Source organism: Collimonas sp. (assembly GCF_035566375.1).
Taxonomy (GTDB): Bacteria; Pseudomonadota; Gammaproteobacteria; order Burkholderiales; family Burkholderiaceae_D; genus Collimonas.
Genome location: NZ_DATMRK010000009.1, coordinates 1 through 14,652, shown reverse-complemented (window position 1 = coordinate 14,652; position 14,652 = coordinate 1). Strand labels below are relative to the sequence as shown.

The window sequence follows — 14,652 nt, the reverse complement described above, 5'->3', positions numbered from 1 at the left end:
CTGAATATTTATTACTGAATATTTATTGCTGAATGTTTATTGCTACAAATGCGGCCAAAAATGCTCGCTAAGGCACTGCACAGAAGTACGGCAGATGTAGCGGAATTTGGGAGGCCGCGCATTATAGCATGATGCGCTGCACTACTTTATGAAAAGCCTTGTATTTTCAAAGAGTTGCTGTCTCAGTCAGTCTGCAAATTTGCTTTAAATCGGATTTTATGCGGGTTGCGCTGTGGCAATCAGGCGTTCCGGCGCCAGCACTCCGTATTCATGCAATTGTGCAGTGCCCAGCAGTTGGCGGCCAGACGGCGTACCGCTTGCACCCTGCTCCGGCCCTAGCCTATAGACGCGCACCCGTCCGGAATGTTCCGGCAGTACCACCTCTTCTTTCGCCAGCGTCAGACGCTGGCCTTGCAAAAAACGTATTGCCAGTGGTTCAGACAACAACACTTCCGGGAAAGAGGATAGCAAGCTGTCCACAGGCGCCAGCAAAGCTGCCCGCCCGCCCTCCTCGGTCGCCGTCAACTGCTCCAGCGTGACGCAGCCGGCCAAGGTCAGATGACCGACCTGGATCCTTCGCAGCTCCTGCAAATGCGCGCCGCAACCTAGCGCAGCGCCGATGTCTTCGCCCAACACCCGAATGTAGGTGCCTTTGCTGCAAGCTACCCGCAAGCGCAAAAACGGCGCCTGGTAATCCAGGAATTCCAATGTGTGGATAGTCACATCGCGCGCTTCGCGTTCCAGGGTGATGCCGGCGCGGGCATATTCGTACAGCGGCTTGCCGTCGCGCTTGAGCGCGGAATACATGGGCGGAACCTGCTGGATCGGGCCGCGGAACTTTGCCAGCGCTGCATCGATTTGCTCACGGCTGATGTCGACATCCTTGCGCTCCAGCACCTCGCCTTCGGTATCGCCGGTGGTAGTACTCACCCCCAGATGGATCAAGGTCTCATAAGTCTTGTCGGCATCCAGCAAATCCTGGGCAAACTTGGTCGCCTCGCCGAAGCACAGCGGCAGCACACCGGTGGCAAACGGATCGAGGGTGCCGGTGTGACCTGCCTTCTGCGCATTCAGCAGGCCCTTGGCCTTGATCAATGCATCATTGCTGGAAAAGCCGACAGGTTTATCCAACAGCAAAACGCCATTGAGCGGAATACGGATTCTTTTGGGTGGGCGTGATGCCATGGTAGCGGATACAAAAATGGAAAAAGCGGGAAAAGCGGAAACGGCCTGCCGTCGCCAGCAAGCCGCATCAAATTTATGACAATGACTGTTAGTAAACTCAACTAAGCAATCGTTTAATCCTGGCCATCGTCCTTGGACCGGGTAGCATTCGCCAGATCGATCAGGCGCGACATCTCGACGCCACGGGCAGTCGAATTGTCATGAATAAAATGCAAGGCCGGCAAGGTGTGGATAGACAAACGGCGGCCTAACTGGTTGCGCAAGAAACCGGCAGCCTGGGTCAAGCCTTTGACGGTATTCGCAATCGCTTCCAGGTCGTCGTTCAGCATCGTGAAAAACACCTTGGCATGGGCGTAATCCGGCGTCACCTGTACTTCGGTAATCGTAATCATGCCGACCCGCGGGTCTTTCAGCTCGAATACGATGATCTCCGACAAGTCCTTCTGAATCTGGTCTGCAACCCGCAAACCACGGCCAGGGATGGATTTACTATGTTTAGCCATACTTTTATTCAGCGCGTTTCCACGCTCTATCTTTCACAAATGAACTACCGACAATTAGAACTCATTTCATAAATATCCGTAAGTGCGAACGCGCGGCAGGCGTTGTAGGCCTAGGCGCGACGACGCGACGTAGCGGTGCTACGGCAAGGAGTCGCAACAACGGCATGCGACGCCTGCAGCCGTTCCCGAAGGGTTCTTGCCAGAAGAGGCGCTGGCCGCGTTGCGCTCCTTGCCAATAGCTCGCTATTGGACGCGTCGCACGCCTTGCCAGCGCCTCTTCTGGCAAGAACGCATCTCACGGATATTTATGAAATGAGTTCTAACCAGCACTACATGATATTACCAAATGAAAATCGGGCTGTTAGGCCCGATTTTCCTGCCTGCGCACATTCTTGCCGTGCGCGTGCCTGCGTTATTACAGAGTCCGTGCGACTTCTTCGACTTCAAAGATTTCGAGGTGATCGCCTTCTTTGATATCGTTAAAGTTCTTCAGGGTCAGACCGCATTCAAAGCCGGAACGGACTTCCTTGACGTCGTCCTTGAAGCGTTTCAGCGAATCCAGCTCGCCAGTCCACAAGACCACGTTGTCGCGCAGCAGGCGGACCGAAGCACCACGCTTGACCAAGCCTTCGAGCACGTAGCAACCGGCAATCGCGCCGACTTTGCTGACCAGCAGCACCTGACGAATCTCGACCAGACCCAGGTTCTGCTCGCGCTTCTCTGGTGACAACATGCCGGACATCGCTGCCTTGATCTCATCGACCGCATCATAAATGATGTTGTAGTAACGGATATCGACGCCATTGGCTTCGGCCAGCTTGCGTGCCGATGCATCGGCGCGGGCGTTGAAGCCGATAATCACGGCCTTCGAGGCTACCGCCAGATTGACGTCCGACTCGCTGATGCCGCCGACGCCGGCGTGCACCACTTGTACCCGGACTTCGCTGGTCGACAGCTTCTGCAACGATTGCACCAAAGCTTCTTGCGAACCCTGGACATCGGTCTTGATGATCATCGGCAGGTTCTTGACCTCGCCTTCGGCCATCTGGTCGAACATGTTTTCCAGCTTCGCGGCTTGCTGCTTGGCCAGCTTGACGTCACGGTATTTACCTTGACGGAACTGACCGATTTCACGCGCCTTGCGCTCATCTGCCATGACCATGACTTCTTCACCGGCAACCGGCACTTCTGTCAGACCCTGGATTTCGACCGGGATCGATGGACCCGCTTCGCTGATCGCCTTGCCGTTTTCATCCAGCATCGCACGCACACGGCCATAAGCCGAACCGGCCAGCACCACGTCGCCGCGTTTCAAGGTACCTGATTGCACCAGAATCGTTGCAACCGGACCACGCCCCTTATCGAGCCTTGCTTCCACTACCAGGCCACGGGCCGGTGCGGCAACTGCAGCCTTCAACTCCAGCACTTCTGCTTGCAGCAATACTTGTTCCAGCAAGTTGTCAATGCCTTCGCCAGTCTTGGCCGATACCGGCACGAATGGCGATTCGCCACCGTACTCTTCCGGCACAACTTGCTCAGCGATCAATTCTTGCTTGACGCGATCCAGGTTACCGCCCGGCTTATCGATCTTGTTGATAGCCACCACCAGCGGTACGCCGGCTGCTTTCGCATGGGCAATCGCTTCCTTGGTTTGCGGCATCACGCCATCGTCGGCAGCTACCACCAGAATCACGATATCGGTCGCCTTGGCGCCACGGGCGCGCATCGCGGTAAACGCTTCATGGCCCGGGGTGTCGAGGAAGGTGATCATGCCACGCGGGGTTTCCACGTGATATGCACCAATGTGCTGGGTAATGCCGCCAGCTTCGCCGGATGCAACCTTGGCGCGACGGATGTAATCCAGCAGCGAGGTCTTACCATGGTCAACGTGACCCATGACAGTGACCACCGGTGCCCGCGGCAGCAATTCGGCGTCGGTATGTTCTTCACCGTCGACCAGCAATGCTTCCGGATCGTCCAGTTTGGCAGCGTGCGCGGTGTGACCCATTTCTTCGACCAGAATCATCGAAGTTTCCTGATCCAGCACCTGGTTGATGGTGACCATCTGGCCCAGTTTCATCAAATGCTTGATGACTTCCGAAGCCTTGACCGACATCTTGTGCGCCAGCTCGGCAACAGTAATGGTTTCAGGAACATAAATGTCCTTGATCACCGCTTCTGTCGGCACCTGGAAATTACTTTCGTGATCGTCATTGTGCGAACTGCGACGGCCCTTCGGACCGCCACGCCAGCCATCGCGACCGCCGCCGGTATTACCGCGGGTCTTGATGCCGAGGCCGCGCTTCTTGGCCGCATCGTCTTGCCAGGTGGAAGAGACGTTAGCAGACTTGATCGATTTCTTGTCGACCACCACTTTTTTGTCGTCTTTCTTCTCGCCCGGTTTTTTATCCGCTGGCTTGTGCAAAGTACCTTCGGCCGTCTTGGCCGGCGCTGCTACCGGCGCTACCGGCTCAGGCGCCTTGATGACCCTGCGCGGCGCGTTCATCATCGCCTTGATCTGCGCAACTTCATCTTGCACGGCCTTGCGTGCACGTTCAGTAGCTGCAGATTTCTCAGCGGCTTCCTTGGCAGCTTGCGCAACTTTTTGCTTTGCTTCTTCGTTCGCCAGACGCTTCTTTTCTTCAGCGGCAGGATCTTCCTGCTTCTTAGGCGCACCCGCAGCAGAATCAGCAGCGGAATCAGAAGCAACCCGCGCCGTCGCGTCAGCAGCGGCTTTTTTAGCTTCGAGTTCAGCTTTCTTGGCGTCGCTTTCAGCTTTTTGCGCAGCCTTGGCTTGCGCTTCTTTCTCAGCTTCCAACTTGGCCAGGCGCTCTTGCTTCTCGATCAATTCGGCTTCCTGGCGAGCGATCAATTCGGCTTGACGACGAGCTTCTTCAACCCGACGCGCCTGTTCGGCTTCGTCGATGACCGGTGCGACAGGCGCAACCGCCGCTGCCGGTGTTTCGGCAACAGGCTCGTCGCGTTTGACGAAAGTACGTTTCTTGCGCACCTCAACCTGGATCGTGCGCGACTTGCCGGTGGCGTCAGCCTGCTTGATCTCGGTAGTTTCCTTGCGAGTCAGCGTGATTTTCTTCTTTTCGCTGTCAGGAACCGCACCGTGCGAACGGCGCAGGTGTTCCAGCAGACGATCCTTGTCTTCTTTCGACAAGGCGTCGTCAGTCGAATTTTTCTGGACGCCAGCCGATTGCAGTTGTGTCAGCAGGAGATCCGCTGGCATTTTCAGCTCGGTGGCAAATTGGGCTACATTGTTACTCGCCATTCAGTCCTCTTTTTCTATGTGGCGCGGCAGACGATATCGGAACCTCTCGGATCACTGGATCACTTGGCTTCCGCTATATTCCATGCCTTGGCCTGCAGGGCTTTGGCATGATCATCGTACTTGGCATCGATGAGTTTCATCTCATCGTCGGTCACATCTTTAAACTCTTCTTCAATCAAATGACGGGCACGGTCGGCTGGCAGAGCCAGGATCGCGCCAAATTCGTCATAAGCCAGTCCGGTGAATGCAGTCAATGTCTTGACTCCCGCCAAACCCAGCTTGCCGGCGGTAATCCGGTCCATGCCGTCGAAATTGACCAGGGCATCTTCCATGCCTTCCAGTCCTTCTTCCGAAGCAATCGCTTCTGTCACCAGCGCGTCACGAGCCCGGTTACGCAGTTCGTTGACGGTATCTTCGTCAAACGAATCGATTTCCAGCATTTCGGTAATCGGCACGTAGGCGATTTCTTCCAGGCTGGCAAAACCTTCTTCCACCAGAATGTCGGCGACTTCCTGGTCGACATCCAGTTTTTCCATGAACAGGGCACGGATCGCAGCAGTTTCCACCGCCGATTTATCCGCTGACTCTTCCGCTGTCATGATGTTGATCTGCCAGCCGGTCAGTTCTGCCGCCAGACGCACATTCTGACCGCCGCGACCAATTGCGATAGCCAGATTTTCTTCGTCCACCACGACGTCCATTGCGTGTTTTTCTTCGTCAACCATGATCGAAGAAACGTTGGCAGGAGCCAGGGCGCCGATGACGAATTGCGCTGGATCTTCCGACCACAACACGATATCGACACGTTCGCCGCCCAGTTCGCCGGTCACGGCTTGCACGCGTGAACCACGCATGCCAACGCAGGTGCCGATAGGATCGATGCGCTTGTCGGCAGTGAATACAGCGATCTTGGCGCGCACGCCAGGGTCACGCGCTGCCGACTTGATTTCCAGCGAGCCTTGCTCGATTTCCGGCACTTCAAGTTCGAACAGCTTCATGATGAATTCCGGCGCGGTACGCGACAGAATCACTTGCGGGCCGCGTGCATTGCGGTCGATACGCAGGATGAATGCACGGACGCGGTCGCCGATACGCAGGTTTTCCTTAGGGATCGTCTGGTCGCGCGGCAAACGGGCTTCAATCTTGCCCGATTCAACGATCGCATCACCACGTTCCATCCGCTTGATGGTGCCGGTAACCAGCGAATCGCCGCGTTCCAGGAAGTCCGCCAGGATCTGTTCGCGTTCAGCGTCACGGATACGTTGCAGCACGACTTGTTTGGTGTCTTGGGCAAAGCGGCGACCGAAATCAACCGATTCGATCGGCTCTTCAATGTGGTCGTCGACTTCGACGTCGTCAATCTGTTCCTTGGCTTCGAACAACAGGATTTCCTGGTCCGGCAATTGCAGGCCGGCCTCATCCGGCACTACGTGCCAGCGACGGAAGGATTCGAACTCGCCGGTTTCACGATCGATCGTGACGCGGATGTCGACATCACCCTCGTAGCGTTTCTTGGTTGCCTGTGCAAGTGCGTGTTCGAGCGCACCGAACACCACATCTCGATCGACGTTTTTTTCATGCGCGAGCGCATCGACCAACAATAAAATTTCGCGACTCATGCTTTGCGACTCCTAAAATCCACTTGCGGCACCAAGTGTGCCTTGTCTACGTCAGCGAGCGTAAAATCCAACACCGCCGACCCATCGTTTGTTTCAAATTCAATTTTCAGATTGTCACCGTCCGGCTCGCCCAGCACGCCCTGGAATGTCTTGCGATGCGCGGCGCCAGGCATAGGGATACGCAATTTGACAATTGCCTCCTTGCCGGCAAAACGCACATAGTCAGCCAGTTTCTTCAGCGGCCGGTCCAAGCCTGGCGACGACACTTCCAGACGCTCGTACACGACATTTTCCACCGTCAATACGTGCAGAAGTTGATGCGTCACTTTTTCGCAATCTTCTACCGTGATCTGGCCTTGCCCGGCATTTTCAGGTGTGAAGTCGATGTATACGCGCAACAAACCACGCGCGGCCTTTTCGAATTCGACCAGCTCGTAGCCCATGCCAACCACGGTTGTTTCAATTAGCTCCAGCAACTGCAAAGCAACTCCCCAATAAAGATCCGCACATCTCGCAATGTTCCTGCAATTTAAAACCGGTTGAAAACGAAAAGCAAAAAAAAAATGGGCATCTGCCCATCTTCTTATCGTTTGTCATTTCAAGCAGTTTCACGAGATCGGCTGCGAATTAATTTCTCAATTAATTCTGTCAATGACTTCTGTTAACTTGTAAATTATAAACGATTAGGCTATGTACCGCAATGCGGGAAATTTGCATTTCCTGACAATTCGTCGTCTCGCGACGGCGAATTGATCAATATTGCAACACTCTCCAGGCGATGCATCCACATCTATTCGCGGCTTTTGCTGCCAAGCCGCAATCCACGACGCTCGATGGCGCCATGGTTAACATCTATTTAGCCGCGTGGACGACGGCGCGGCCCGCCTTGTGCGCCGTAATGCCCGCCACCTGTTTGTCCGCCAGCCGCCTTGTTGGGACGTGCAGGACGCGCAAAACCATTACCGCCGCCATTACGTCGTTGCTGCCCAGCATCAGGAAAGCCCAACGCAGTTTGCAAAGGATCCGGCTGCCGGCTACGCTGCTGACCGCCACCACCACCCTGGGGACGGCCTTGGCCACCACCTTGCGGACGACCTTGGCCGCCGCCCGGGCCACGACCACGCGGCTGACCACCAAAGCCTTGATCACGGTAAACACCCGGGCCTTGCGGCGCGCTGTCGGCGCGATTGCCGTTAGGCTCGCGGTCTTTATTGAAATCGGGACGGCCCTTGCCGCCACCTGCATTCTGGCCGGCTGCTGGTTTGTCGAGGCCGTGCGCAGTCATCATGTCACGTACTGCATTTTCATCCAGCTCTTCCCAACGGCCACGCTTGAGACCGCGTGGCAGCGTCATGGCGCCGTAACGGGTACGAATAAGACGCGATACGGTCAGGCCAATAGCTTCAAACATGCGGCGCACTTCGCGGTTACGGCCTTCGCCGATCACCACGCGATACCATTTGTTGATGCCTTCGCCGCCGCCGTCGGCAATTTTCGTGAATTGGGCCACTCCGTCTTCCAGCTCGACACCGGCCAGCAATTTCTGGCGCATGCCCTGCTCCAGCTCACCCAAGGTACGCACCGCGTATTCGCGGTCGATACCGTAGCGTGGATGCATCAGGCGGTTTGCCAGGTCACCCGAGGTTGTAAACAACAGCAAACCTTCGGTGTTGAAATCCAGGCGTCCTACGGCCAGCCATTTGGCGGCCTTCATATTAGGCAAACGGTCGAATACCGATGGACGGCCATCCGGGTCGTTGTGGCTGACGATTTCGCCAGCCGGCTTGTGATACACCAGCACCCGTGGCGGCTTCTTGCTCACTTTGCGTTGCAACAACTTGCCGTTGATGCGGATTTGATCGGTTGGCAAGATGCGCTGGCCGATATGTGCTGGCTCGCTGTTGACCGAAACCCGGCCGGCGATAATCAGCTCTTCCATATCGCGCCGTGAACCCAGGCCGACCTCTGCCAATACCTTGTGCAGTTTAGGCGCATCATCTTCGGCGGTCAGATCACGCCGGACATTCTTTTGCGCAGCCTGGCGACGGTCGTTCGCGTCCTCGGTGGTCACCAGCGTATCGAAGGACTCGGAGGTGACGAAAGAGAAAACTTCATCGGCGTCGCCGCCACGGGCTCCCGGTTTGCCATTGCGCTGGCCGGGTTGCCCTGGCTTGCCATTCTGCCCTTGCGGCTTCTTGCCCTTTTGCTGGCGATCGCGTGAATTGCGATCCCCGCTACGGTCGCCATTACGCTCGCCGCCACGGCCGTTGTTACGGTCGCCACGCGGCTGGCGCGGCTCGCCCGCAGGAGTATCGGCATTTTGCGACACAGCCGGCTGACCTTCGACGACAGCCACATTACCGGTCTCGACCACGGAATCCGCAGCGGCCGCTGACTCTTGTGCACGCTGGGCGGCGCGGTTGCTACGCAATGCGCGCGGACCACGTACGCCACGCTTGGCCGGCCGCTCGCGCGGCGCGGTTTCAGCATTCGCTGTATTCACCACACTCACGAATGGCGCCACATCCACGGCAGCAGGTGCTGCCTGGGTAACCACCTCAACACTGACAGCCGGCTCAACCGCTACAGCCGCCGCCTTCTTGCGCGGCGCAGCTTTAGGCTTGGCGGGCGCAACAGCTTCTACTGCGGCGACGGCAACATGCGCTACTTCCGATGCAGCACTACTCTCGTCGGCTGTCACAGCTACTTTCTTGCGCGGCGCGCGTTTGACCGGTTCTGCGACATCTGCAGAAGAGGTCTCTACCGCAGCCGGGGCATCAGCCGCGACCGTCGCAGCCTTGCGCGCTCTTGGCTTTTTAGCCGGCTTCGGTTCAGTGGCGGCTGTCACGTCGACGACCGGTGCATCATTGGAACTAGGTGGGTTCATTATTCAGGTGTTGGTTATGCCGACCTGGCGTAGCTTCATCATCCGATTCGGGCGCGTGGTCGTTGGTGTGGGTTTCATTCGATGCAATTGATGCTACTTGCGAGTGAGCAACTACTTCCTCATCCGCTTCCATCGCATTTTCCTTCGTGATTTCTGATTGTTCTGTTTGTTCTGATGCATGATCAAGCACATCTTCTGCAACTGGCCCCGCGTCTGCTATCTGCTTCGCATCGGCTGCTATGTGATCTTGCCGATCTTGCTCATCCTGACCGGCGAGTTCTGATTCCTGCTCGGCGATCACTAGGTTTGCTTCCTGCGCCGCAGCAGCATCCAGTACTGCCCTGGCCTCGATACTTGCCTCCAGATCGGCTTCCAATGCCTGCAATTCAAGCAAATTGCCTTCCTGCATGTCATTTCTTGCAACTTGCTGCAGCGGTGGCAATTGATCCAGCGATGTCAGGCCGAGATCATCCAGAAACTGCTTGGTGGTGGCAAACAATGCCGGGCGTCCTGGCACGTCACGATGCCCGATGGCCTCGATCCAGCCGCGCTCTTCGAGCATTTTTACAGTTTGCGAATTAACTGTTACACCACGAATTTCCTCGATATCGCCACGCGTCACAGGTTGACGATAGGCAATAATTGCCAGGGTTTCCATCGTCGCACGCGAGTATTTCGGCGGCTTTTCCGGATTCAGGCGTTCCAGATAAATTTTCATCTCGGGACGGCTTTGGAACCGCCATCCGGTCGACAGAGCGACTACCTCAATGCCCTTGTCAGCCCAGTCGCTACGCAACTCCTCCAGCATAGACTTGATCGTATCCGCATTGATTTCGCCGTCGTCTTCGCCAGCCACCGCATACAGCTTTTTCAAGTCGTTAAGCGACAGCGGCTCGTGAGCACAGAGCAATGCAGTTTCGAGGACTTTCTTGGCCTCAATAATATTCATGTACGACGTAGTTTATTTAAATTTTATTAAAAATTTCGCAGAGCTTATGTTCAACGGCAGGCAGGGCCTGGTCAAAGGAAAAGCTGTTGATACTGCTGTCCAGCGCCCGTTAGAGGAGGATTAATGAGGGCGGGGACAATAAGACTTGAACAAGACGGGTAACACACCGCTCGTTCCTTCAATTTTGATCTGGCCGGCGCCGCAACTGCTGAATCACTACTGGAGCCGAACCTGCAACTAATCAAAAAATGTTGAGAGCTAGTTTAGCACAAAGCGGATGGGAAGGCGTATCGATCTTGCGGATGTGGTTATTTGACGATAGCCGGCAAAAGGGGAGTTTGCCGATTCGCTATCGTCGAGGCTAGTAATCTGGCGAGCCGTCGGCAGGCCAGGAATTTGCTTAACTACCGCGATAGGTCGAGTACGACCAGGGCGAAACAACCAGCGGTACGTGATAATTTTGATCGGCATGGGCAATGCCAAAAGCCAGCGTGACATCATCAACAAAGCGCGGGCTCGGCAGATCGATTCCTTGCGCAGCGAAATAGTCGCCGGCCGAAAACACCAGCTCATATTGTCCAACCTGCATTTCTTCGCCCTGCAGCAAAGGCGCGTCAACCCGGCCATCCTGATTGGTCGTTGCGTTCTTTAACAGCTTGCGGCCACTGGCGCTGACCGCGTACAGTGCTATTTTGACATCAACACCCGGCTTACCCTGGGTGATATCCAGAACGTGTGTGCTTAACTTTCCCATGACATTTCCCTATATCGATTAGTTGAAAACCAGTATCGATCAAATGATATACCGCTGGGTCTAGCTCAATATACTATCCGGCATATATTAATCATGGCTGCAGCGCACATAATCCAAAAAACCAAATCAACTCTCCAGGCCAAGCAATGACACACAATACCGATCCCAACTATCCGCGCGACATGACCGGCTACGGCCGCACTCCGCCGCACCCGCAATGGCCGAACCGGGCTCGGATTGCCTTGCAGTTCGTCCTCAATTATGAAGAAGGCAGCGAAAACTGCGTGCTGGACGGCGACGCCGGCTCGGAGACCTTCCTGTCGGAGATCATCGGCGCGCAAAGTTTCCCGGCGCGGCACATGAGCATGGAATCGCTGTACGAATACGGTTCGCGTGCCGGCGTCTGGCGTTTGCTGCGCATGTTTGAAGAGCGCCGCCTGCCTCTGACCGTGTTCGGTGTTGCGCGAGCGCTACAGCGCAACCCGGAAGCAACCGCTGCGTTTCAAGAACTTGGACATGAAATTGCCTGCCACGGCTTGCGCTGGATCAGCTACCAGAATATCGACGAAGCCACCGAACGGGCCCATATCGCCGAAGCCGTCGCCGTCATCAAACAGCTGACCGGCAGCGCCCCACTCGGCTGGTATACCGGCCGCGATTCGCCCAATACGCGCAGGCTGGTGCTGGAACATGGCGGCTTCAGCTACGACGCCGATCATTACGGCGATGACCTTCCGTTCTGGGAGCAGGTCAAGGTCAACGGCAAGAATGGCGAAAACAACGGCGAAACGCTGATCAAACCACAGCTGATCGTGCCTTACACCCTGGACACCAACGACATGCGCTTCGCCGCTATGCAAGGTTTCAATTCAGGCACCCAGTTCTTCGATTACCTGAAAGACGCTTTCGATGTGCTGTATCGCGAAGGCGATCCGCATGGCCTGAACCAGCCGAAAATGTTGTCGATCGGCCTGCATTGCCGTCTGGTCGGCCGTCCTGGACGCGCCGCGGCCCTGGCGCGCTTCCTGGATTATGTGCAGAGCCACGGCCAAGTGTGGATAACCCGTCGCATCGATATCGCCGATCACTGGCGCGCCACGCATCCATTCCAGGCATAAACGATTTTTTTACCGTCGTGGCGGTTCCACGGATTCACCATCCATCATTTGAAAAAGATGGAATTACTCATAAAACGGAGACGACACCATGCAGCAAACCCGCCAGACATCCGGCAAATTATCCGCGGCCGCAACAGCCAACCGCATCCGTAACAAAGCGCTAGTCGCAGGCATGTCTGGCAGCCTGCTCGCACTGTCCGCCCTGATTGTCATGCAGCCGGCAAAAGCCGCCGACTGGAGCGACAACTCCATCGGCTACCGCTATGGCACCAAGTTCGCCGAGCCGTACAACGATCAGGACCTCACTAAAAACATCATCAATTTCACGCATGCCAGCGGTTACAAGTACGGCAGCAACTACTTGAACGTCGACCTGCTGATGTCGGACCACAAGGACGACAATGCGCAAGAAGCGTATGTCGTCTATCGCCACACGCTCGACATTGGCAAGATCTCGGGAAAGGACTTTAAATTCGGCCCGGTCAAAGGCATCGGCTTCACTGGCGGTTTCGACTGGAACACCAAGAACGACAATAGCTATGCGTCGAAAAAACGCATGCTGGTGGTGGGTCCGACGCTGATGATGGATGTACCCGGCTTCCTCAACATCAGTCTGTTTGCGCTGTTTGAAAGCAACCAGCCGATAGGCGTCACCAGCCGCTACCGCTACGATACGCATCCGATGTTGAACATGAACTGGGGCATCCCGCTCGGCTCTTCCGCTTTTTCATTCGAGGGCTATGTGAACTGGATCGGCGCCAAGGGCAAGAACGAATTCGGCGGCCCCACCTCGCCGGAAGTCAATTTCGACGGACAGGTCATGTACGACCTAGGCACGCAGCTGGGCATGGGTAAAAATACTTTCAAAGTCGGCCTGGAATATCAGTACTGGAGAAACAAGTTCGGCAATCCGCACAATGTCCCAGGCTCCCTGGCCAAGACGCCGATGATCCGCGCCGAATATCACTTCTAAGCAGCAGCAAATGCTGCGAGGCAACGCTGCAATACAGGGGCGCATCGTCAAGACGCTCCTGTATCATCTGATATTTGCAACCGCGGCTTTTATGCCGACATCATGAGCTTATCCTCTAGCGGCCGCCCGGCCGCAATCAGCGAGGCCGAATGGCAGATCCGCCAGGATCTGGCGGCCTGCTATCGCCTGTGTGCCCTGAAACACTGGGATGACCTGATATACACCCACATCTCCGCCTCGGTACCCGACGAGCCCGGGCATTTTCTGCTGAACCCGTTTGGCTATCGTTTCGATGAAGTCTGTGCATCCAACCTGGTCAAGATCGATGGCCAGGGACGTATCGTCGGCAATTCTCCTTATCAAGTGAACGTCAGCGGTTTTGCCATCCATGGCGCGGTCCATGCGGCAAGAGCAGATGCGGTTTGCGTCATGCATTTGCACAATACCCATGCGGTGGCGATCGGCATTCAGGCCGACGGCTTGCTGCCGATTTCGCAGCACGCGCTGCGTTTTTACGAACAGATTGCCTATCACGACTATGAGGGACTGGCGCTCAGCGCCAGCGAGCAAAACCGCATGGTCGAAAAACTCGGGAAACTGCCCGCCATGCTGTTGCGCAATCACGGCAGCCTGATATGCGGCCGCACCATCGCTGAAGCCTATGTGCTGATGGACACCCTGGACAAGGCTTGCGAAATACAGCTCAAGCTGAGTTCCGGCGGCGGCCGGCTGACCTTGCCATCTCAGGAAATCTGCCGCAAAACCCGCGACCAGCTATTGGGCGACGGCAGTCCCGAAGGTGTGCTGGAATGGCCTGCCCTGCTGCGCAAACTCGATGCCATCGATCCCAGCTACCGACACTGATCTCCCCCTTAACCGAAAGAAAGGATTTTCATGCCGACTTTTAACGTACAGCTGTTTGAAGGCCGCAGCATCGAGCAAAAGCGTGCTTTCGTCAAAGCCATCACCGAGGTCACTTGCAAGACATTGGAATGCGGACCGGAATCGGTGGATATCATCATCCAGGAAGTCAAACGCGAAGACTGGGCTACTGCCGGCAAATTATGGTCCGACTGAGTTTATGAAACACTTGCGCACCAGCGCATAAAAAAAGGAGCCACGGCAACGTGACTCCTTTTTTACTTACAGATGTTTCAATCAGACAAATTCGCCGATCTGCTTGACCACCGCATCGCGTACCGAACCGCTCACCACAAACGATTGCGCCACCGCGATATCGTTATGGAACCAGCGATCGCCTTCCAGGCAAGCCGGAATCTGCCGGCGGATTTCCTGATACGCCGCCTGCGTACCCTGGCCCAGCACAAAACCCGGCAGCAAATCTTCCGTCATGGTCAAGGCCTGCGCCGCCAGCAGCATCTCA

12 protein-coding genes and 1 pseudogene are annotated in these 14,652 nt (G+C 56.0%); 4 read left to right on the top strand and 9 right to left on the bottom strand.

Annotated features, from left to right (window positions below; translation table 11 throughout):
• Positions 1–216: 216 nt before the first annotated feature.
• From truB to uraH, 8 genes are all read right to left on the bottom strand, one after another.
• Positions 217–1,185, bottom strand: coding sequence for a tRNA pseudouridine(55) synthase TruB (gene truB, locus VNZ60_RS01625; protein ID WP_325656525.1), 969 nt, complete (start codon positions 1,183–1,185; stop codon positions 217–219).
• Between the two features lie 113 nt (positions 1,186–1,298).
• Positions 1,299–1,688, bottom strand: a complete 390-nt coding sequence (gene rbfA, locus VNZ60_RS01620; RefSeq protein WP_014007418.1) for a 30S ribosome-binding factor RbfA — start codon at positions 1,686–1,688, stop codon at positions 1,299–1,301.
• Positions 1,689–2,103: 415 nt separating this feature from the next.
• Positions 2,104–4,968, bottom strand: coding sequence for a translation initiation factor IF-2 (gene infB, locus VNZ60_RS01615; protein ID WP_325656520.1), 2,865 nt, complete (start codon positions 4,966–4,968; stop codon positions 2,104–2,106).
• 59 nt (positions 4,969–5,027) lie between these two features.
• Positions 5,028–6,587: a transcription termination factor NusA gene (gene nusA / locus VNZ60_RS01610; protein WP_325656518.1), complete on the bottom strand. Its 1,560-nt coding sequence runs from the start codon at positions 6,585–6,587 to the stop codon at positions 5,028–5,030.
• On the bottom strand, positions 6,584–7,069 hold the full coding sequence (rimP, locus tag VNZ60_RS01605; RefSeq protein ID WP_325656516.1) for a ribosome maturation factor RimP: 486 nt from the start codon (positions 7,067–7,069) through the stop codon (positions 6,584–6,586). The genes nusA and rimP overlap by 4 nt, the downstream gene beginning before the upstream one ends.
• A 374-nt stretch (positions 7,070–7,443) precedes the next feature.
• Positions 7,444–9,474, bottom strand: a complete 2,031-nt coding sequence (gene rluB, locus VNZ60_RS01600) for a 23S rRNA pseudouridine(2605) synthase RluB (protein WP_325656514.1) — start codon at positions 9,472–9,474, stop codon at positions 7,444–7,446.
• A complete protein-coding gene (gene scpB / locus VNZ60_RS01595) occupies positions 9,461–10,423 on the bottom strand; it encodes an SMC-Scp complex subunit ScpB (protein WP_325656512.1) in 963 nt (320 codons plus the stop codon). Before scpB ends, rluB begins: the two co-directional genes overlap by 14 nt.
• Positions 10,424–10,823: 400 nt before the next feature.
• The gene (gene uraH, locus VNZ60_RS01590; RefSeq protein WP_325656511.1) at positions 10,824–11,177 is read right to left on the bottom strand and encodes a hydroxyisourate hydrolase; all 354 of its coding nucleotides are present in this window, start codon (positions 11,175–11,177) and stop codon (positions 10,824–10,826) included.
• Between the two features lie 146 nt (positions 11,178–11,323).
• Here uraH and puuE point away from each other — a divergent pair, with 146 nt between their 5' ends.
• From puuE to VNZ60_RS01570, 4 genes are all read left to right on the top strand, one after another.
• Positions 11,324–12,295: an allantoinase PuuE gene (puuE, locus tag VNZ60_RS01585; protein WP_325656509.1), complete on the top strand. Its 972-nt coding sequence runs from the start codon at positions 11,324–11,326 to the stop codon at positions 12,293–12,295.
• A gap of 172 nt (positions 12,296–12,467) precedes the next feature.
• Positions 12,468–13,268 (top strand): outer envelope protein, encoded by an 801-nt coding sequence (locus VNZ60_RS01580; RefSeq protein WP_325656696.1) that lies wholly within the window; start codon positions 12,468–12,470, stop codon positions 13,266–13,268.
• Between the two features lie 102 nt (positions 13,269–13,370).
• A complete protein-coding gene (locus tag VNZ60_RS01575; RefSeq protein WP_325656507.1) occupies positions 13,371–14,132 on the top strand; it encodes a class II aldolase/adducin family protein in 762 nt (253 codons plus the stop codon).
• A gap of 30 nt (positions 14,133–14,162) precedes the next feature.
• Entirely contained in the window at positions 14,163–14,345 is a 183-nt protein-coding gene (locus VNZ60_RS01570; RefSeq protein ID WP_325656504.1) for a 4-oxalocrotonate tautomerase, read from the top strand.
• Between the two features lie 81 nt (positions 14,346–14,426).
• Here VNZ60_RS01570 and VNZ60_RS01565 read toward each other — a convergent pair.
• Positions 14,427–14,652, bottom strand: a pseudogene (locus tag VNZ60_RS01565) (aromatic amino acid lyase); the annotation flags it as partial.

Coding starts and splice junctions, on each gene's coding strand:
- truB (WP_325656525.1), bottom strand. CDS start 1,185: ATGGCATCACGCCCACCCAAAAGAATCCGTATTCCGCTCAATGGCGTT.
- rbfA (WP_014007418.1), bottom strand. CDS start 1,688: ATGGCTAAACATAGTAAATCCATCCCTGGCCGTGGTTTGCGGGTTGCA.
- infB (WP_325656520.1), bottom strand. CDS start 4,968: ATGGCGAGTAACAATGTAGCCCAATTTGCCACCGAGCTGAAAATGCCA.
- nusA (WP_325656518.1), bottom strand. CDS start 6,587: ATGAGTCGCGAAATTTTATTGTTGGTCGATGCGCTCGCGCATGAAAAA.
- rluB (WP_325656514.1), bottom strand. CDS start 9,474: ATGAACCCACCTAGTTCCAATGATGCACCGGTCGTCGACGTGACAGCC.
- scpB (WP_325656512.1), bottom strand. CDS start 10,423: ATGAATATTATTGAGGCCAAGAAAGTCCTCGAAACTGCATTGCTCTGT.
- uraH (WP_325656511.1), bottom strand. CDS start 11,177: ATGGGAAAGTTAAGCACACACGTTCTGGATATCACCCAGGGTAAGCCG.
- puuE (WP_325656509.1), top strand. CDS start 11,324: ATGACACACAATACCGATCCCAACTATCCGCGCGACATGACCGGCTAC.
- VNZ60_RS01580 (WP_325656696.1), top strand. CDS start 12,468: ATGTCTGGCAGCCTGCTCGCACTGTCCGCCCTGATTGTCATGCAGCCG.
- VNZ60_RS01575 (WP_325656507.1), top strand. CDS start 13,371: ATGAGCTTATCCTCTAGCGGCCGCCCGGCCGCAATCAGCGAGGCCGAA.
- VNZ60_RS01570 (WP_325656504.1), top strand. CDS start 14,163: ATGCCGACTTTTAACGTACAGCTGTTTGAAGGCCGCAGCATCGAGCAA.